This is a genomic window from Helicobacter sp. MIT 99-5507 (assembly GCF_003364295.1).
Taxonomy (GTDB): Bacteria; Campylobacterota; Campylobacteria; order Campylobacterales; family Helicobacteraceae; genus NHYM01.
The window spans coordinates 196,118-214,806 of the sequence record NZ_NXLO01000001.1 but is presented as its reverse complement, the minus strand read 5'-3'; the positions used below and the strand labels follow the sequence as shown (position 1 = coordinate 214,806).

The following is an 18,689-nucleotide window of genomic DNA, read 5'->3' as shown; positions in this document are numbered from 1 at the left end:
TATTAGATAAAGAAAATATGAAGCAAATACTCACTATTGGAAGGTATTTTAAATCAAGATATAGACAAATGGTAAGAAAAGTGCCTATATCTTTGCAGGGTTTTACATGTCCAAATATTGATGGCAGTGTTGCAAAAGGTGGTTGCACCTATTGCAAAAATGAGACATTTTCACCATCTTTACTCTCACTTGAAAAATCAAATATAAATATGAATTTCAATCTTACTTATAATCCAATATTAGATAAGCAGGTAGAGACGCTTAAATCGCAATTTTATAACTATTCTAAATCACATAATGATAAATTTGGCACAAATAAATATATGTTATATTTTCAATCTTTTAGTAATACTTATGCTCCATATGATACATTAGAAACTCTATACAATGAGGGCTTAAAATTACCAAATGTGGTTGGTTTATCAATAGGGACTAGAACGGATTGCATAGAAGATAGAATCTTGGAATTACTTGGCAATTATGTAAAAAATAAAAAAGAAATTTGGCTTGAATATGGCATACAATCAATTTTTGATTCTACGCTTAGATTAATAAATAGAGGACATGGGATAGCTGGTGCAAAAGAATTGGTGCAAAAAACTAGAAAATATGGCATAAAAGTGTGTATTCATTTGATATATGGATTACCAAAAGAAAATAATGAAATGATGATTGCATCACTAAAAGAAGTCTTAAGCTGGGGAATTGATGGAATAAAAATCCATCCACTTTATATAGTAAAAGATACTGCAATAGAGAAAATGTATAATGCTAATAAATACGAGCCAATTTCACTGGAAAATTATGCAGATTTGATAGTGCAATCATTAAAATTAATTCCGCATAATGTAGTAGTGCAAAGAATTTCTGCTGGTGCTCATGATGATAGTCTTGTTGCCCCAAAATGGTGTTTTGATAAAAATATACAAATGAGATATATTAGAGATAGATTATTAGAAAATGGAATAGCATATTGAGATTCTATGCAATTAGTGATGAGATTCTAACACCAGCTACAAAATTGCCAAATATGCTAGAATTGGCAATAGAAGGCGGTTGTAAAATATTTCAATTTAGAAACAAGAGTGCAAAAGATAGTGATATTTCTACATTATGCTTAGAATTAAATGATATATGTAAAAAGAATAAAGTAGATTTTATTTTAAATGATAGAGTGGAATTAGCTATAAAATTAAATATAAATGGGATTCATATAGGTAAAGATGATGAAAATATAAGCTTTGAGGTTTTAAGAAAAAATTTTAGTGGAATTATTGGAATCTCTTGTTATGGAGATATAAATAGGGCGCTTAGATACCAGAATCTTGGTGCTAATTATGTTGCATTTGGAAGTATTTTTCAAAGCAAAACAAAGCAAAATGCAAAGGTTGTAAATATTGATATATTAAATCAAGCAAAAGAAATGATAAATATACCAATATGTGCTATTGGTGGCATAAATACTAGAAACATAGCTAAATTTCAAAATACTAAATTAGATTCTAATGATATGATTGCAATGATTAATTCTATTTGGATAGGTGATATAAAATCAAATCTAAAAGAATTACAAAATAAATTAGCAGAATCTTAAAAAATTATTTATTTTGACTTTCCTTTTTCAACTCATCTACTAATAATTGAAATGGTGAAAAAATCCTTTTTAATATATTTACTGGTGCTTTAGCTGTATCTTCAAGAAGAGAGAGTTCTGTTTTTGGATCATCTATCTTTCCTGTTACAGCAACTTCAGTTGTAATCTTTCCATCATCTCCAAGTAATAAATATCCAAATATTGGAATCTTATTTAAAATAGAGCTTAAGCTCTTCATCGTAGATATGCTTAATTGCAAATTTATATCTTCTTGCACCAAATCTATCACACCTGCACCTTCTATATCAACAGAGCTTCCATTTATTGCAATTTTTTCTAACGCAATAAATTCACTATTTATACCAATCCTAATTTTTGCATTATCAATTTCATATCCACTTGTGCTAAAACCAGGTAATTTAAACACAACAAGTGATGGTATAGCATCTATCAAAGTCAATATATTTTGCAGTGATGCCATATTTGTTACACTTGTATTAGACATAGTTGCATCACCTAAAAACTTACCATCTTTGTAGATTCCAATAAGCCCAAATGTGCCGCCTTTAACGATTTCTTTGTGAAATATTTTATTTATAAATTCATCATCAAAATTACTTGCTCTAATTTCAATTGTTTTATTATCCAATTTTAAATTTGCTACACCATTTTTATTTCTAGCATTGCTTACAAAGCCATTTTTTGTAGTTTGCAAAGCTCCTTGATTGATATCAAATTCATATTTAAATAGTTTAAGCAAGGTATTGCTAGCATTTATGGTTATTTTTGTTGGTTCTTTATCATCTTGACTTATTTGATTTTCATCTCTCATATTTGCAAATAATGGAATCTTAGATTCTAGCATTTCATCTAGATCAACTAATACATTATTTCCATTAATCAATATATCACCGCTTGTTAAATTTATAGTGGCATTCAATCTATTAGATGAATCTTGTAATAATAAATTTCCATTATTCAATGCACCGCTTATAGCAAGTGATTGAATCTTATTTCCATCTAAACCATACACAGGATAATTAAGCTTATATAAATTTGCATTCATAGTCATATCATTTGCATTTTTTATCATCAAATTTATATTTCCACTTTTTAAATCCAATATTTGAAGTATAGGTGCATAAGGAAGCAGCTTGCTAATGTCATTAATATTTACTTTTATAAAATCACTAATCTCTACACTAGCATTATGATCCTCAAAATCTACAAAAATATCATCTTTTGAGAAGTCTATTTTTGTTTTGATTGCTTTATTTGCAAAATCTACTAGATTGCTATTATTTTTATTGATATTAAAATATGTAGGCACAGCAACCAAATCTATTTGTTTTATATCGGTATCAATCACTAAATCAACTTTTGAATCTAATATATCTTTAAATTGCACATATGTATTTGCAGCAGCTACAATATTGTCTTTTATATATAAATCTGCTTGTTTTATAAACAATTCTACTCCGCTTATACCTATAGTAGAATCTATAATTTTAAAAAATCCGCTTGTAGCTACTTTTGTTTCTAATTTTTTTGTTGGTAATAATATATCAAGATTGATATAACCATCCACATATCCGCTTTTTTGACTAACTGGTAAATTAATATCATAATAGCTTAGTATTCCAAGTATCCTAGAATCTAATATTGCCTGTTTTGATTGGATATTTAATTTTAGTAATGTTTGTTTATGTAAAAATTTTGACAGCTCTACAATTCCACTATCTGCTACCACCCCACCATATGATGCATCTTTGACTTTAAATAATAATTTACCCTCATCAAATAATACTTCAACCTTATTTGCCATAATTGGTAACAATGAAGAATCCAACTTCAATGATACATTTTCAACTATACCACTTGCATACAAATTATCAACTATATCTTTTTGAATATTTTTTGATTTTAAATTATTTATGACTATATATGCAAAATCAACCTTAACTTTATCATAATAAGATCTTTCATACATCCAATCATAAACATCTAAATCAAACTCTTTTATATATGGAGCAAGAACAGATATAGAATCTAAATTTGTAGTATCTAATACAACATTTAAGTGGGTGAAATCTGTCTGTCCTATTATATTTATGATATTATCATCTCTTTTGTTTATATATGAAGATAAATCAAAAGCAAAAACACCATCACTTTTATAATATAAAATACTTCCTTTTACATCTATATTTTGCTGTTTTATTTTCAATGTATCTATATCAAGAAATATATCACCATCACTATCTCTTAATTCAAATACAGCCAATGCTTGAGGAACATTTATTTTATATTGCTTTCCATCAAAATAAATTGATGAACTATCATTTGCATACTGAATATTTGGTATATTTAATCGTTCAAAAAATGATACAAGCCAAATAGCCCTTCTTACACCTATTTCAATATCTTCTATACTTATAGGCTCTGAATCTTTTGACCTTGAGATTCCACTAATATCAATATTATCAATATCTAAGATGAGTTTTTCGTTTAATTTTAGATATAATCCATCGACTTTAATTCCTGCAAATGAAAGGCTATTTATTCTAAGGCCATCGCTTAGGGTTTTAAAAATTAATATAAAAAGTAGAATAATAATGAGTAGAAATGCTATTTTGTTATATGTTTTTCTTAATGTAGTTTTATTTTTTTTCATATCTATTTTCTATTATTTAAGTTTAACTTCATCATATCCAAGTGTAATCAATATACCAAAAGGTAGTATTACATCAATTATAACACATTTACAAAAAAATAATTTAGATATAAATAGATTAGATTCTATATTGCTTAATTTTTTTGGTAGCCCACAAAGTGGTTGGATAGAAATACACCCAACAAATAATATTACTTATGAAACATCAAAGGGTGATTTTTTATATCAGCTTACAAACTCAAAAGCTGCATTAAAAGAAATTACATTAATTCCTGGTGAAACAATGTATTTTTTTATAGAAAATATCAGCTCTACACTTGGATTAGATAAAAAAGAATTATGGGAAGCATATCAAGAATATACATCTTATCCAGATGGTGTAATACTTCCAAATACTTACAAAGTGCCTCTTGATATTGGTCCTAGATATTTGATGAGTTATCTAATAGAACAATCAATGAAAGAACATAAAAGAAATGCAATCAAGATTCTAGGAAGATATGATGAAAAACAATGGTTTAATTATATAACTATTGCTTCAATTATCCAAAAAGAAGCCGCAAGCAAAGAAGAAATGCCACTAATAGCTGCCGTGATATATAATAGATTAAAAATAAAAATGCCACTTCAAATGGATGGCTCGCTAAATTATGGAGAATATTCTCATCAAAAAGTTACACCGCATCGAATTAGAAATGATAAAAGTGTTTATAATACTTATAAAAACTATGGGATTCCACCATATCCAGTTGGAAGTGCTAGTATGGATGCAATCATAGCTACGATAAAACCAGCTGATGTTGATTATTTGTTTTTTGTGAAAAACGCATCTGGAGGGCATAGTTTCTCTAACAACTACAAAACTCATATAGATAATATCAATCAATAAAAAAATTATTTATAGAATCTTTAAATGTAGAAATGTTACAGATAAAATCAAAATAATTAAAAGAGTTTATTAAATTATTGCAAATTATTTAATAGTAACTAAAATTTAGAAGTATAATTTATTTTAATAGATTAACAAAAAAGGAGTTTGTATGAGTAGTTTAATAGCACCGCCTAATGTCCCTGTATGGGTTGATTATAATAGATGCAAAGGTTGTGATATTTGTGTAGAGGTTTGTCCAAGTGGAACACTTGCTATGAAATCTAATAAATCTTATGTAAGTGGAAAGATTATAGAAGTGATTAATCCTAATAATTGCATAGGTTGTAATAATTGTGAATTATCTTGTCCAGATTTTGCAATCCATGTAGCAAGTAAAAGTGAGTTTAAATTTGCCAAACTTACACAAGAGTCAAAAGAACTTGCAGAAAAAATAAAAAATAATAATTATATGATGTTATAAGAGTGAGGGAGTTTTAATATGAGAGATATTATTTCAGAGGGAAATGAGTTAGTAGCATTAGCTGCTATTGATGCTGGATGTAAATTTTTTGGTGGATATCCAATCACTCCATCTAGTGAAATAGCTCATAATATGAGTGTTTTACTGCCAAAAAATGATGGTGTTTTTATACAAATGGAAGATGAAATAGCTGGTATTTCTGTTGCAATTGGAGCATCAATGGGTGGAGCAAAGTCTCTTACTGCAAGCTCTGGTCCTGGAATCTCCCTTAAAGCCGAGCAAATAGGATATGCTTTTATGGCAGAGATTCCACTTGTTATTGTTGATGTTATGCGTGGTGGTCCATCAACTGGTCTTCCAACAAGAGTATCACAAGGTGATATAAATCAAGTAAAATCACCAACTCATGGGGATTATTGTTCTATTGCATTATGTCCAGGTAATTTAAGCGAGGCTTATACACAGACAATAAAAGCTTTTAATTTAGCAGAAGAGCTTATGACTCCTGTTTTTTTATTGCTTGATGAAACTCTAGGACACATGCAAGGTAGGGCTTCATTACCAGAGATTGAAGATGTAAAAAAGACAATAAAAAATAGAAGACAATTTCAAGGAGATCCAAAAGATTATCAACCATACAAAGTAGGAAATGATGAAAGTGCTATATTAAATCCATTTTTTAGTGGATATAAATATCATATCACAGGACTTACACATGGATATAGTGGATTCCCAACAGAAGATGAAAAACTAAGCACAGAGCTAATAAATAGATTATTTAACAAGATTGAATCAAAATCATCTATTATTGAAGGATACGAAGAGTATATGATAGAAGATGCAGAGATTCTAATCATTGCCTATGGCTCTGTATCATTAAGTGCAAAAGAAGCAATAAAAGAGCTAAGAAACAATGGAATAAAAGCAGGACTTTTTAGACCAATTACACTTTGGCCATCACCAGAACAAAAGCTAGCTGCCTTAGGAAAGAGATTTGATAAAATCCTGGTAGCAGAGCTAAATTTGGGGCAATATGTAAGAGAAATTGAGCGAGTTATGAAAAAGGATATTAAATTCTTTGGTAAAGCAAATGGTAGAGCTATCTCTCCAAATGAAATTATAAATGAAGTAAAAGGGTTATAACATGGCATACAATTATGATACATATTTAAGAATGGATAAAATGCCTACACTATGGTGCTGGGGTTGTGGTGATGGAGTAATTTTAAAAACTGTTATTAGAGCTATAGAAAAAATAGGCTGGGATATGAATGATGTTTGTGTAGTTAGTGGTATTGGTTGTAGTGGAAGATTCTCTTCATACTTAAATTGTAATACTGTTCATACTACTCATGGTAGGACACTAGCTTATGCTACAGGCATAAAGCTAACAAATCCAAAAAAACATATAATTGTTATCTCTGGTGATGGTGATGGCATGGCAATAGGTGGAAATCACACAATACATGCTTGTAGAAGAAATATAGATATAAAATTTATATTAGTAAATAATTTTATTTATGGATTAACAAATTCTCAAACTTCACCTACTACACCTAGAGGTTTTTGGACTGTTACTGCACAATATGGGAATATTGATTATAGCTTTGACCCTTGCAAGCTTGCTGATGCAGCAGGTGCTACATTTGTAGCTAGGGGTAGTGTTACAAAGCCACAAAAATTAGAAAATTTACTTATATCTGGATTTAAACATGAAGGATTTAGCTTTTTTGATATTCATAGTAATTGTCATGTAAATCTTGGCAGAAAAAATAAAATGCTAGAGGCTACAGATATGCTTAATTGGATAGATGGAAGATTAGTAAATAAATCAGAATATGATAAATTAAGTGATGAAGAAAAAGAAAATAAATTTGTAACTGGAATCTTAAAACAAGATACAACAAAAGAAGAATACTGCAATGCTTATTTTAATAAAGTAGTTGCAAAAGCTAAAGGAGGCAAATAATGACAGAGCTTCGCTTTACAGGTGTAGGAGGGCAGGGTGTATTGCTTGCTGGGGAGATTCTAGCAGAAGCAAAGATTAGAGATAATGGTTATGGGGTAAAAGCTGCTACTTACACAAGTCAAGTGCGTGGCGGACCTACAAAAGTTGATATCATACTTGATGATAATGAAATATTATATCCATATGCACAAAGTGTAGGTTTTATGCTATCTACTGCACAAATTAGTTATGATCAATTCAAAGTTGATTTAAGAGATGGTTCTATTGTTGTAGTTGAATCAAATCTAGTAAAGCCATCTATGGAAGATTTAAAGAAATACAAGATTTATTCTATTCCAATTATTACAATAGCAAAAGATGAGGTGGGCAATGCCGTCACACAATCAGTCGTAGCACTTGCGATCACCATAACACTTACAAAATGTGTTGATAGAGATATAGTGTTTGATACTATGCTCTCAAAAGTCCCTGCAAAAGTTGCCGAATTAAATAAAAAAGCTTTTGAACTTGGTGAAAAATACGCACTAGAAGCACTAAAACAATAATATCTTTGAATACTAGAATCTTTAAAAGATTCTAGTTTCTACCACCATATTTTTGTATTAAAAAATCCACTATGATTAATCATTCTATCACCATATATTCCTAAATAATTCAGCTCCAAAGCTATGATATCATTTAGTTGATATGTTGTCCCTATTGATGTATAGGCACTTATTCGGTTTTCATATATATTTATTTTATATCCATTAGATGTATTTAGTGTAGCTTTTGGATATGGTGTAATTAATGTTTTTGCTCCAAGTAAAAAATGAAATTTAAAATATTTCAATGCTAATTCATAATTGCCATTTATATCAAGATATGCGAGATTTAGTAAGTTTTTAGCATAACTTTCACCAAGTCTATCTAAGCTTGAATTTATCATTGCACTATAGTCAAATCCACCTTCTACGCCAATTTTATTCATATAAAAATGCCATTTTTTACCAAATGCAAAATTTATACTTGGGGCAAAAGTCGTAGGTTTTAGTGTTTCATAATTTATATTATTAAAATATCCTTTTAGATTATTTATATAATAGAATGCCTCTAATCTAGTAGAAATATATAGATTATAATTAAAATTATATTTATAGTGGAATCCTAAAAGTGCTGAATAACTCGTATTTTTTAGCTGTATTAAATTGCTACTTTTACTTTCTATTCCACCATAGGTAAAACCAAAATGAATTCCTGCTAAATTATTATTTATTGCTGCATTATATCCACCTACAAAGCCATAGTTTAATCCATTATATCCACCACCACCATTTATGCTTTGATATGATACAAGTGGCAAGAAAAACATATAATTAGTAGAATCTTTCTTATCATTTGTAATTTCAGATTCTATATTTCTACTAAGTGCTCTCCTTCTATCACTTCTTGCATTTATATTGTTTATTGTTGTTGTATTTTTATTTTCATTTGTAAAAGTTTTTGAATTATTTATAATATTATTTATGATTGTTTTATAGGTATTCATAGATAATAATGCAGATTTATATATAGTATTTATACTAGCGTATTCATCATCATTTATGTTTATACTAAAATCACCACCATTAGTTTTTATAGAAAAAAGTCCATTATTATAAGTAGTAAGAAATGGGATTACATCTTTGCCATTATTTTTAAGAGCACAATTTTTGACATCATTATTTCCACTACTGCCATTATTTCCACCATTTCCATCACAATCTAAAAATATATATTTGCTATTATAGTTTTGTCCTAGTTCAAATCCATCACCAAAGCTAAGTATGATTTTGCCATCATTAGCCATAGTTAGTTTTCCATCATTACTACCACTTATTAAAATATGTGAATTACGAATCGATTCCTCATAGCTTGTCAAATCTCCTTTGGTATTATTAAAAGCATTTGCATCTTGATTGATTTTTAGATGAAAGACATGTATTGTTATGCTTGCACCACTAAGTGCAAAATTACCATTTGAACCACTTTTTATATATCTATAATTATATATATTTGTATTACCACCACCATTATGACTTGTCCAAAATGTATATGTATTACCAAAGTTTATAAAGTTATAAACCCCCCCCCAGATTCTACATAGATACTAGTGCCTGTATTTGTAAAAGTAGCGTAGTTTGTGAGTGTATTATATTGTGTTGTTATTTTGACTTCATTAGATATTATACCTTCTAATGTCAAATCTGTAGCACTTATTATCCCCATATTCAAGATAACAAAAGCAGCCCCTCTAGCAATATTTTTCATTTCTTGCTTCCCTCCTAGTGTTTTGATTTATTATATTATAAATCCCTAATATTTTATAAAAGAATCTTTAGAATCTAAAATCCAATAAAAATACAATTTTTACATTTTTTTAAAAATACATATTCAAATTAAAAAAAGTTAGATATACTTCCAAATGTTTTTTACAAAAAAAATTATTAGGAGAATTACTATAGTTAAGCTAAATAATATAAATAAAATTTATCCAAATGGATTTCATGCTCTAAAAAATATAAATCTTGAAGTTCAAAATGGTGATATTTTTGGCGTGATAGGATTTAGTGGTGCTGGAAAATCTACGCTAATTAGGATTATAAATCTACTAGAACATCCTACAAGTGGAGAAGTCTTAGTAAATGGTAGAGATTTAAGCAAGCTAAAATATAATGATTTATGTCTAGCACGACAAAAAATAGGTATGATATTTCAACATTTTAATTTACTTAGTGCAAGAAATGTATTTGGAAATGTCGCATTTGCATTAGAAATCGCAAAATGGGATAAAAGGAAGATAAAAGACAGAGTATTAGAATTATTAGAATTAGTAGGGCTAAGTGATAAAGCAAATTATTATCCTAGTGAGCTTTCAGGCGGACAAAAGCAAAGAGTAGCTATTGCTAGAGCATTAGCAAATCACCCTGATTTATTATTATGTGATGAGGCTACAAGTGCGCTTGATACAAAGACTACAAAATCTATTTTACATTTATTAAAAGACATTCAAGCAAAGCTTGGGCTTAGTGTGATACTAATCACGCATCAAATTGAAGTTGTAAAAGAAGTATGCAATAAGATGTGTGTAGTGAGTAATGGTGAAATAGTGGAGAGTGGGGAAGTTCAAGAGATATTTATAAATCCAAAAGAAGCTATCACAAAAGAGCTTATATCATTTTTACCACCTACTAGTGATGAACAAATTGTAGATTTGTTAAATGATAAAAGTAATGTATATAAGATTCTATTTACTGGACCAAATGCTTCATCGCCACTTATTAGCAAAATGGTAAAAAAATTTAATATTGATGTAAATATTTTATCAGGAAGTATTGAGGAGATTAGAAGTGAGGAAGTAGGGCATTTGGTGCTGAAATTTTTAGGAAATGATGTAATCATAAATGAAAGTTTAAATTGGCTAAAAAACCAAGGAGTAACAATTCAATATTTAAGTGGAGATGAAAATGATAATATTTAATACTATTTGGCAACATTTGCTAGATACTTTATATATGGTTGGAAGCTCTTGCATTCTTGCTATTATTTTTGGATTGCCACTTGGAGTTTTTCTATGTATTACTAAGAAAAAATCCATTATGCCAATGCCACTTACAAACAAGATTCTAGGTAGTATTGTAAATATTGTTCGTTCATTTCCATTTATTATTTTAATTATTTTACTTTTACCACTATCTAGAATCATTGTAGGCACTAGTGTAGGAAGCACAACTGCCATCATCCCGCTTACAATATCTGCTATTCCTTTTATTGCAAGATTATTTGAGGGGGCATTTGATGAAGTTGATAAGGGATTGATTGAAGCTACAAAGAGTATGGGTGCAAAAAAAATAACGATTGTAAAAATGATGATTTTTGAATCCATGCCTTCTTTGGTCAATGCAATCACTATAACAATAATAAGCCTTATTGGCTATTCTGCTATGGCTGGTGCTGTTGGTGCTGGTGGGCTTGGGGATTTGGCAATTAGGATAGGATATCAAACATACCGCCCTGATATACTGATGTATTCAGTAATTACGATAATTGTACTTGTGCAAATTATCCAAAGTGGCGGTGATTTAATCGTAAAAATATTAAGGAGACATAGATGATAAAAAATATTTTTCTTACAATTATTTGTATTGCTGTTTTTAGTAATGCAAAAGATATAACAATAAAAGTAGGAGCTACACCAGTTCCAGCGGCAGAGATTTTGGAGTTTGCAAAACCGATATTAAAAAAACAAGGTATTGATTTGGTAGTGCAAAGCTTTACTGATTATATTACACCAGATATTGCATTAAATGATGGTAGTAGCGATGCAAATATGTATCAACATAAGCCATTTTTAGAGCAAATGAATAAAGATAGAGGATTTGATTTGGTTGCTTTAAAGCCAATATACATCGTGCCACTAGGATTCTATTCAAAAAAATATAAAAGTATAGATTCTATTGAAAATGGGGCGACTATTGCTTTGCCAAATGATCCGACAAATTATTCAAGAGCACTTATATTGCTACATGATAATGGATTGATAAAGCTACAAGATTCTACTAATCTATCTTCAAGTGAGTTTGATATAGTAGAAAATAAGAAAAACCTAAAATTCAAACAAGTTGAAGCAGCAATGCTACCAAAAGTCCTTGATGGAATTGATGGGGCTGTAATAAATGCAAATTATGCACTTCAAGCAAATATGAGTTTGAAAGAGGCATTTTTTTATGAAAGTGATAAGAGTTCATATGTAAATGTTTTTGCCACAAAAAAAGGAAATGAAAATAATCCAAATATCTTAAAAGTGCAAGAAGTATTACTTAGCAAGGAAGTAAAAGATTTTATTCTAAAAAAATATAATGGTGAGATAATCCCTATTTCATCGAATTAATAAGGAGAAAAAAATGAAAAAATATTTTAAATTTTTAGTGATAGCTTTTAGTATATTTTTTGTAGCATGCGAAAATAATGCAAATAATAAAACACAAGCAGAATCTACAGATTCTACTTCTAATTTGGAAGTGATAAAAATTGGAGCTACTCCAAATCCACATGCAAGAATCTTAGAAAACATAAAAGATGATTTAAGAAGCGATGGTATAGATTTAGAAATCATAGAATTTAGTGATTATGTATTGCCAAATCTTTCTCTTAATGATGGCTCAATTGATGCGAATTTCCATCAACATCAACCATATCTAGATAAAATGGTAGAAGATAAAAAACTAAAAATAGAATCTATTGCAAAAGTGCATATAGAGCCACTAGGATTTTATTCAAAAAAATATAAAAGTATAGATTCTATTAAAAATGGTGCGACTATTGCTATACCAAATGACCCAAGCAATGGCGGAAGGGCATTGATACTATTACATAATAATGGAATTATAAAACTAAAAGATTCAAATAATTTATATGCAACAGAATTAGATATTGTAGAAAATCCAAAAAATATTAAAATAAAGCAAATAGAAGCAGCTATGTTACCAAAAGTATTTGGTGATGTAGATGGTGCAGTAATAAATGGAAATTATGCACTTCAAGCTGGACTTAGTGCAAAAGACGCAATATTTTTAGAAGATTCTAGATCGCCTTATGCAAATATCTTGGTTGTTAGAAGTAGTGATATAAATAATCCAAAAATATTAAAACTAAAAGAAAGATTATTAAGCCCTAAAACTAAGCAATTCATAGATGAACAATATAAAGGCGAGATTGTAAGTGCATTTTAGATAAATATTATTTTTTGGTAGAATCCGCATATAATTTTTTTATAGTTAAGAATATGGATAATAAACATTTACGACAAGGAAATAATATAAAAAATATTCTAAAGCAATTCGCTTTAGAATATAAAATCACTGAATTATTGCTTGATTATTCGGTAGTATCGTATGATACATATTATATAGATAATAATTCAAATAAAATTAAAGTACCAAATTCAACAATCAATTATTACATAGATTCTATATATGATATAAAACAAGAATATTCTATATCGATTTTTAAAAGACAGAGTTCTTTTTATCCTATCATCATACAATTAAATACAAATGAAAATGAAACAAATTTGCAAGCTCATATTTATACACAAAGAATCCCACAAGATAAAAATAATCTAGAATCAATAATACAAAATATTATATTAAATATATGTGCATATAGAGGCATTATAATTGGTCTTGGTTGGAATAATATAGAATCTAGTATTGCTGATATAGCCTCAAAACTAAGAGAAAATCAAACGCATCCTGAATATTATACTATTGATATATCAACCTTAACAGAACCACAAATAAATAGCATAGCAATAAAGTTATTATTATCTAAAAGTAAAAATAATTCGATTTTATCACATGATAGTCAATTGCAAAATGGTGGATTTTTTAGGGTTAAATCTGGGGAGATTTTACTTGATTATACAAAGCCAAATTATAGCTCACCTTGGAGAAATATATATGGGAATATATATGGTATAGGCAAAGCATATCCTATAGGTATTTCTGCTGGAGATGGAATTAATGTTAGTGAGGTTGAAAACAAAATAATATATACAGCAAATAAAGATGGATTTGTATCAATTGTTAGAAATAATATGCTTATTTCAGATATTGTAACACTTGATAATATCAATCAAAAAAGTATTCAAAATATAAAAGAACAAGCCATTGATACACTCATTGTAAAAAATGACAATCTCACAAAAGATGTCGTATCATCAGGACTTACACTAGAAGTCCCTAATCTAAAAATCACAGGAAATGTAGGTGCTACAAATATAATATCCAAAGATTTGTTTATAAATGGACAAGTCCATATAAAAAGCAATATACAATCTATCAAATCATCGATTTTATATTTAAGAGGAAGCCTAGAATCCAAATCTGCACAAATTCGATATTGTGAAAATGGAAATGTAGCAAGCGATGATTTATTGATAAATTTTTTAAATGGCTCAAAAGTATATTGCACTAGAGGTAAAATATCACAAATAAAATCAAATAATAATATTTATATTCAAGAATCTCTCTTGGTTGGCAATATGACAGGAAAATACAATGAATTTACTTTATATCCATGCCTTTATGGAGATGCAAAAGATGAGCTAGATTCTCTAAATGCACAGATTCTAAACCTAAATAAACTAAAAAATATTTTTTTAAATGATAAAAATAGATTAAATGATGAAAAGAAAAAAAATGAATTATTATACAAAGAGCTTAATGATATAGATATAAGCAATATTGATAATGCATTGTATGATTGGAATAAAAATGTGCTAAATAAACAATCTCTCAAGCTAGAATCTAGCACGAAAGTATTATTAAAATATAATTCCTTGATAGATGAATTGGATAAAAGTATAGATGAAATAACACAAAAGATAAAAGATAAGCTAAATAAAATGTTTGAAATACATATCACTTTTGTAAATAAATGCAGTATAGATTTTTATATAAAATATATCAATATTTATGGCATTACAAGCAGAATCCACATAACTGCAGATAGCAATAATGCAATAAAAAAAGTAATGCTCTCAAAGGGAAAAAATGAAGATTCTATTAAAGTATTATGTTATAAAGATTTAAAAGATGATTGAGCCACTTTTTAATATACAAAATAAATTTAGTGCAGATATTATAAATTTTTATAATAATTCAATATTTGCATTTGATTTCAAAGAAGAAGTCTTTTGGATTAGCAATACGCTTGATGATAACAATGCTAAAAAAATTGCAATAAATATGATAAAAGATTCATTTAATATATACAAAATATCCATATGCAAAACTTTTCCTATTTTTGCTTATATCAATCTAAACCAAACAAGTGCTATTGTGATAGATGCACAAAGAGCAAAAGTGATAAATTCATTTAAGATTCAAGATTCAAAGATTGAGAGCATTTACTTAAGTCAAAATGGCGATACTATACTAATTGGTGGTAAAAATGGAGTGCTTAGTAGATGGGATGTCTTTAGTGGCAAATTGATAGACATGCCAAATAGGCATAAAGATTCTATATTATTTGCAAAAGAGAGTAGTGATAAAAGATTTATATTATCTATAGGGTATGATAGAAGTGTATTGTTATTTGATAAATTTAAAGATAAAAGTTTTAAAATCAATTGTGATGTAAATGCGACAATAAGAAGTGCTATTTTTTTTGATAATTGTAAGTTTTTGGCACTTGGTGATATGTCTGGATATATTTATATTATTGATACTGATACTAAATTTATGTTAAATAAATTTCAAGCAACCTCAGCTAGAATAGTTGATATTGATTATTATAAAGATTCATATATATTTTATTTAAATGCAAATGGCGTTATTGGTATAGTTGATTTTTCAGATGGAAAGAGAATCTTAGATAGCTTTATGCCAAATGATAGATATAAAACATTTATGATTGAAGATGATAATATCATTTTATCAACTCAAGATAATAAAGTATGCCTATATAGCTTTAAATCATTTATAGATTATGGAATCTCTTTGGTAGATAGTGATATTATCAAAGCATATAAATTTGTAGAAGATAATCCATTTTTAAAAAATGAAGAATTCTTCTTAAAACTAGAAGCAAAATTTCAAGCTGATTTATTACTAGCAAAAGCACTCTCTTGTAGCAATAAGCAACAACTAGCAATTAAAATACTTACAAAATATATAAATATGCCAAGCAAAAATAAAGAAGTCTCAAATCTTATTGCAAGTATCAATTCAATTGATAAGTTTCAAGAATTAATGGACAATAATATGGCATTAAGGGCAATACCATTAGTCAAAAATTATCCAATATTAAAAGAGTTAAAAAGCTATATTGATTTTGAAGATAGATTTAAAAAAGTTTTAATACTTGCAAAAGAGCTAAAAAAGAAAAATAAAAAAATAGAAGCAAATACCATAATGATGCAATACAAAAAGATACCTTCAAAGATTCGTATCATTCAAGAAGTCATATCATATCCCAACAAAGTAGATGAAGCAATTAATGCAATAAAACAAAAAGATTACAAAACATATTTTAGATTAAAAAAAGATTTTAAATTTGTAGATTCACTCCAAGGGAGTGAATTGATAGAAAATAGCAGTGAATCTTGCTATTATGAATTATTAATCGCATTTTATTCTATAGATTTGCAAAATTGTAAAAAATACATTGAAATATTAAAAAACTTTAAAGAATATAAAGAATTTGTAATGGAAATAGAATTAAAAATATATGAAATTGCAAATATTTTAGAAATTGACATAGAATCCAAAGAAGTCTCCATGGGGGGGGGTAGAAAATAGTTGATTTTATTTATAAAGATTTTTTTGTAGCTACAAAATATAAAGATTCTGTAAAATTTTTTATAAAAACAAAGGTTTAAAGTTGATGGAGTTATTAATTGATTCTTTTAGAGATAAAGATAAGATTCTAGGAATCTTAAAAAATATAAAATTTGAGGCAAAAAAACTAAAACATAAACTAAATATCATGGAAGTATGCGGTGGGCATACTCATAGCATTATGAAATATGGATTAAATAAACTTTTGGATGATAATATAAATTTCATTCATGGTCCTGGTTGTCCTGTGTGCATAATGCCAAAAAATAGAATAGATCATGCATATGAAATTGCATTGCAAGATGATGTAATATTGCTTACTCTTGGAGATATGATAAAGATTCCAGGAAGCAGGGGAAATTTACAAAAAGCAAGAAGCGAGGGCTGTGATGTAAGATTTATTTATTCACCGATGGAGGCTTTAAAAATCGCACAAGAAAATAAAAACAAAAGAGTAGTTTTTTTTGCAATAGGTTTTGAGACTACTACTCCTATGAGTGCCGCACTATTAAATAAAGCCATCAATCAAGATATAAAGAATCTTTTTTTTCATATCAATCATGTTTTAGTTCCGCCACCACTAGAAATTATCTTAGATTCTAAAGATTGCAATATCAACGCGCTAATTGCACCATCACATGTAAGTGTAATAACTGGAGCAAAAATATATAAACCACTTTTAAAATACAATATTCCAATTGTTGTGGGTGGGTTTGAGCCACTTGATATTATGGATTCTGTGCTTAGGATTGTAAAGCAAGCTAGTAACAACGAAGCAAAGCTAGATATAGAATATAGTAGAGTAGTGAGTATGGAAGGAAATACATTAGCCCAAGAATTAGTAAATAAATATTTTATTAAAAGAGATTTTGAATGGCGTGGGCTTGGAAATATAAAAGATTCTGCATTAAAATTAAAAGATGAATATGCTAGATTTGATGCAGAGATTGTATTTAATGATATATTATCATATACACCTATTATGGATAATAAAGTTTGTATATGCGGTAAAATCTTAAGAGGTGTAGCAAAACCTACAGACTGCAAAGTATTTGGAAAAGTTTGTAATCCACAAAATCCACTTGGTAGCTGTATGGTAAGCAGTGAGGGTTCTTGTGCTGCGTATTATAAATATAAAAATGTAAATATAGGCTAAAGGAATTTTTATGTTTTATATGGATAAAAATAAAGCAATGTTACTTGTAATAGATATACAAGATAGGCTAAGTAATAGTATGCAAAAAGATGAATTTAAGATATTTCTTGAAAAAACTAAAATTCTAATAAATGGAGCAAATGTCCTTAATCTTCCAATAATGCAATCTTTGCAATATGTAAAAGGATTAGGAAATAGTGTAGAGGGTTTGTTTTGCGATGATATAAAGAAAATTGATTTTGAAAAAAGAGTTTTTAGCTGTTGTTATGATGGTAGTGAATTATTAGATTTTTTAAACAAAAATAAGCATATTAGACAAATTATAATATGCGGAATGGAAACCCATGTTTGCGTATTGCAAAGTGCAAGAGATTTGAAAAAACTTGGTTTTGATGTAGTTGTAGCTTGTGATGCTGTAATATCAAGAGATAAAAATAATAAACACAATGCACTAGATTTGATGGGTAGATTAGATGTAAATGTAGTAAATATTGAGAGTATTTTATTTGATTTATTAAAAGATTCTAGAGCAGAGGAATTTAAAGCAATATCAAGCCTAGTAAAGTAAGTAAATTTAAGTAA

General features: G+C 28.2%; 18 protein-coding genes. 15 read left to right on the top strand and 3 right to left on the bottom strand.

Annotation, left to right across the window (positions count from 1 at the left end):
* Window positions 1-17: 17 nt before the first annotated feature.
* Complete coding sequence (locus tag CQA42_RS01135) at window positions 18-977, top strand: TIGR01212 family radical SAM protein (protein WP_115583118.1); 960 nt, start codon at window positions 18-20, stop codon at window positions 975-977.
* Window positions 974-1,594 (top strand): thiamine phosphate synthase, encoded by a 621-nt coding sequence (thiE, locus tag CQA42_RS01130; protein ID WP_258865519.1) that lies wholly within the window; start codon window positions 974-976, stop codon window positions 1,592-1,594. The genes CQA42_RS01135 and thiE overlap by 4 nt, the downstream gene beginning before the upstream one ends.
* Window positions 1,595-1,598: 4 nt before the next feature.
* Here thiE and CQA42_RS01125 read toward each other — a convergent pair whose 3' ends face one another.
* Window positions 1,599-4,268, bottom strand: a complete 2,670-nt coding sequence (locus tag CQA42_RS01125; protein ID WP_115582859.1) for an AsmA-like C-terminal domain-containing protein — start codon at window positions 4,266-4,268, stop codon at window positions 1,599-1,601.
* Here CQA42_RS01125 and mltG point away from each other — a divergent pair.
* The 5 genes from mltG to CQA42_RS01100 all read left to right on the top strand — a co-directional run bounded on the left by mltG (window position 4,210) and on the right by CQA42_RS01100 (window position 8,134).
* A complete protein-coding gene (mltG, locus tag CQA42_RS01120; RefSeq protein WP_115582858.1) occupies window positions 4,210-5,157 on the top strand; it encodes an endolytic transglycosylase MltG in 948 nt (315 codons plus the stop codon). The genes CQA42_RS01125 and mltG overlap by 59 nt on opposite strands.
* A 151-nt stretch (window positions 5,158-5,308) precedes the next feature.
* Window positions 5,309-5,620, top strand: coding sequence for a 4Fe-4S binding protein (locus tag CQA42_RS01115; RefSeq protein ID WP_115582857.1), 312 nt, complete (start codon window positions 5,309-5,311; stop codon window positions 5,618-5,620).
* Between the two features lie 18 nt (window positions 5,621-5,638).
* Window positions 5,639-6,763, top strand: a complete 1,125-nt coding sequence (locus CQA42_RS01110; protein WP_115582856.1) for a 2-oxoglutarate synthase subunit alpha — start codon at window positions 5,639-5,641, stop codon at window positions 6,761-6,763.
* 1 nt (window position 6,764) lies between these two features.
* A complete protein-coding gene (locus CQA42_RS01105) occupies window positions 6,765-7,589 on the top strand; it encodes a 2-oxoglutarate ferredoxin oxidoreductase subunit beta (RefSeq protein WP_115582855.1) in 825 nt (274 codons plus the stop codon).
* The gene (locus CQA42_RS01100; RefSeq protein ID WP_115582854.1) at window positions 7,589-8,134 is read left to right on the top strand and encodes a 2-oxoacid:acceptor oxidoreductase family protein; all 546 of its coding nucleotides are present in this window, start codon (window positions 7,589-7,591) and stop codon (window positions 8,132-8,134) included. The genes CQA42_RS01105 and CQA42_RS01100 overlap by 1 nt, the downstream gene beginning before the upstream one ends.
* 38 nt (window positions 8,135-8,172) lie before the next feature.
* On the opposite strand, the gene CQA42_RS01095 is transcribed toward CQA42_RS01100, so the two are convergent.
* Together CQA42_RS01095 and CQA42_RS01090 are read right to left on the bottom strand one after the other, a co-directional pair.
* A complete protein-coding gene (locus CQA42_RS01095; protein WP_115582853.1) occupies window positions 8,173-9,489 on the bottom strand; it encodes a hypothetical protein in 1,317 nt (438 codons plus the stop codon).
* 188 nt (window positions 9,490-9,677) lie between these two features.
* Window positions 9,678-9,878 carry a hypothetical protein gene (locus CQA42_RS01090; RefSeq protein ID WP_115582852.1) on the bottom strand — a complete coding sequence of 67 codons (201 nt, stop codon included), beginning with the start codon at window positions 9,876-9,878 and terminating at the stop codon, window positions 9,678-9,680.
* Window positions 9,879-10,032: 154 nt separating this feature from the next.
* On the opposite strand from CQA42_RS01090, the gene CQA42_RS01085 reads away from it, so the two are divergent.
* From CQA42_RS01085 to CQA42_RS01050, 8 genes are all read left to right on the top strand, one after another.
* Entirely contained in the window at window positions 10,033-11,088 is a 1,056-nt protein-coding gene (locus CQA42_RS01085) for a methionine ABC transporter ATP-binding protein (protein WP_181881443.1), read from the top strand.
* The gene (locus CQA42_RS01080; RefSeq protein ID WP_408941428.1) at window positions 11,078-11,722 is read left to right on the top strand and encodes a methionine ABC transporter permease; all 645 of its coding nucleotides are present in this window, start codon (window positions 11,078-11,080) and stop codon (window positions 11,720-11,722) included. Before CQA42_RS01085 ends, CQA42_RS01080 begins: the two co-directional genes overlap by 11 nt.
* On the top strand, window positions 11,719-12,498 hold the full coding sequence (locus tag CQA42_RS01075; protein WP_115582851.1) for a MetQ/NlpA family ABC transporter substrate-binding protein: 780 nt from the start codon (window positions 11,719-11,721) through the stop codon (window positions 12,496-12,498). Before CQA42_RS01080 ends, CQA42_RS01075 begins: the two co-directional genes overlap by 4 nt.
* Before the next feature lie 13 nt (window positions 12,499-12,511).
* Window positions 12,512-13,339 (top strand): MetQ/NlpA family ABC transporter substrate-binding protein, encoded by an 828-nt coding sequence (locus CQA42_RS01070; RefSeq protein WP_115582850.1) that lies wholly within the window; start codon window positions 12,512-12,514, stop codon window positions 13,337-13,339.
* Between the two features lie 53 nt (window positions 13,340-13,392).
* Window positions 13,393-15,213, top strand: coding sequence for a DUF342 domain-containing protein (locus CQA42_RS01065; protein ID WP_147289245.1), 1,821 nt, complete (start codon window positions 13,393-13,395; stop codon window positions 15,211-15,213).
* Window positions 15,206-16,912 (top strand): WD40 repeat domain-containing protein, encoded by a 1,707-nt coding sequence (locus CQA42_RS01060; protein WP_115582848.1) that lies wholly within the window; start codon window positions 15,206-15,208, stop codon window positions 16,910-16,912. The genes CQA42_RS01065 and CQA42_RS01060 overlap by 8 nt, the downstream gene beginning before the upstream one ends.
* 85 nt (window positions 16,913-16,997) lie before the next feature.
* Window positions 16,998-18,107 carry a hydrogenase formation protein HypD gene (hypD, locus tag CQA42_RS01055; RefSeq protein WP_115582847.1) on the top strand — a complete coding sequence of 370 codons (1,110 nt, stop codon included), beginning with the start codon at window positions 16,998-17,000 and terminating at the stop codon, window positions 18,105-18,107.
* Between the two features lie 10 nt (window positions 18,108-18,117).
* Window positions 18,118-18,675, top strand: coding sequence for an isochorismatase family protein (locus CQA42_RS01050; RefSeq protein WP_115582846.1), 558 nt, complete (start codon window positions 18,118-18,120; stop codon window positions 18,673-18,675).
* Window positions 18,676-18,689: the final 14 nt, after the last annotated feature.

Coding starts and splice junctions, on each gene's coding strand:
- CQA42_RS01135 (WP_115583118.1), top strand. CDS start 18: ATGAAGCAAATACTCACTATTGGAAGGTATTTTAAATCAAGATATAGA.
- mltG (WP_115582858.1), top strand. CDS start 4,210: ATGAGTAGAAATGCTATTTTGTTATATGTTTTTCTTAATGTAGTTTTA.
- CQA42_RS01125 (WP_115582859.1), bottom strand. CDS start 4,268: ATGAAAAAAAATAAAACTACATTAAGAAAAACATATAACAAAATAGCA.
- CQA42_RS01115 (WP_115582857.1), top strand. CDS start 5,309: ATGAGTAGTTTAATAGCACCGCCTAATGTCCCTGTATGGGTTGATTAT.
- CQA42_RS01110 (WP_115582856.1), top strand. CDS start 5,639: ATGAGAGATATTATTTCAGAGGGAAATGAGTTAGTAGCATTAGCTGCT.
- CQA42_RS01105 (WP_115582855.1), top strand. CDS start 6,765: ATGGCATACAATTATGATACATATTTAAGAATGGATAAAATGCCTACA.
- CQA42_RS01100 (WP_115582854.1), top strand. CDS start 7,589: ATGACAGAGCTTCGCTTTACAGGTGTAGGAGGGCAGGGTGTATTGCTT.
- CQA42_RS01090 (WP_115582852.1), bottom strand. CDS start 9,878: ATGAAAAATATTGCTAGAGGGGCTGCTTTTGTTATCTTGAATATGGGG.
- CQA42_RS01085 (WP_181881443.1), top strand. CDS start 10,033: ATGTTTTTTACAAAAAAAATTATTAGGAGAATTACTATAGTTAAGCTA.
- CQA42_RS01075 (WP_115582851.1), top strand. CDS start 11,719: ATGATAAAAAATATTTTTCTTACAATTATTTGTATTGCTGTTTTTAGT.
- CQA42_RS01070 (WP_115582850.1), top strand. CDS start 12,512: ATGAAAAAATATTTTAAATTTTTAGTGATAGCTTTTAGTATATTTTTT.
- CQA42_RS01065 (WP_147289245.1), top strand. CDS start 13,393: ATGGATAATAAACATTTACGACAAGGAAATAATATAAAAAATATTCTA.
- CQA42_RS01060 (WP_115582848.1), top strand. CDS start 15,206: ATGATTGAGCCACTTTTTAATATACAAAATAAATTTAGTGCAGATATT.
- hypD (WP_115582847.1), top strand. CDS start 16,998: ATGGAGTTATTAATTGATTCTTTTAGAGATAAAGATAAGATTCTAGGA.
- CQA42_RS01050 (WP_115582846.1), top strand. CDS start 18,118: ATGTTTTATATGGATAAAAATAAAGCAATGTTACTTGTAATAGATATA.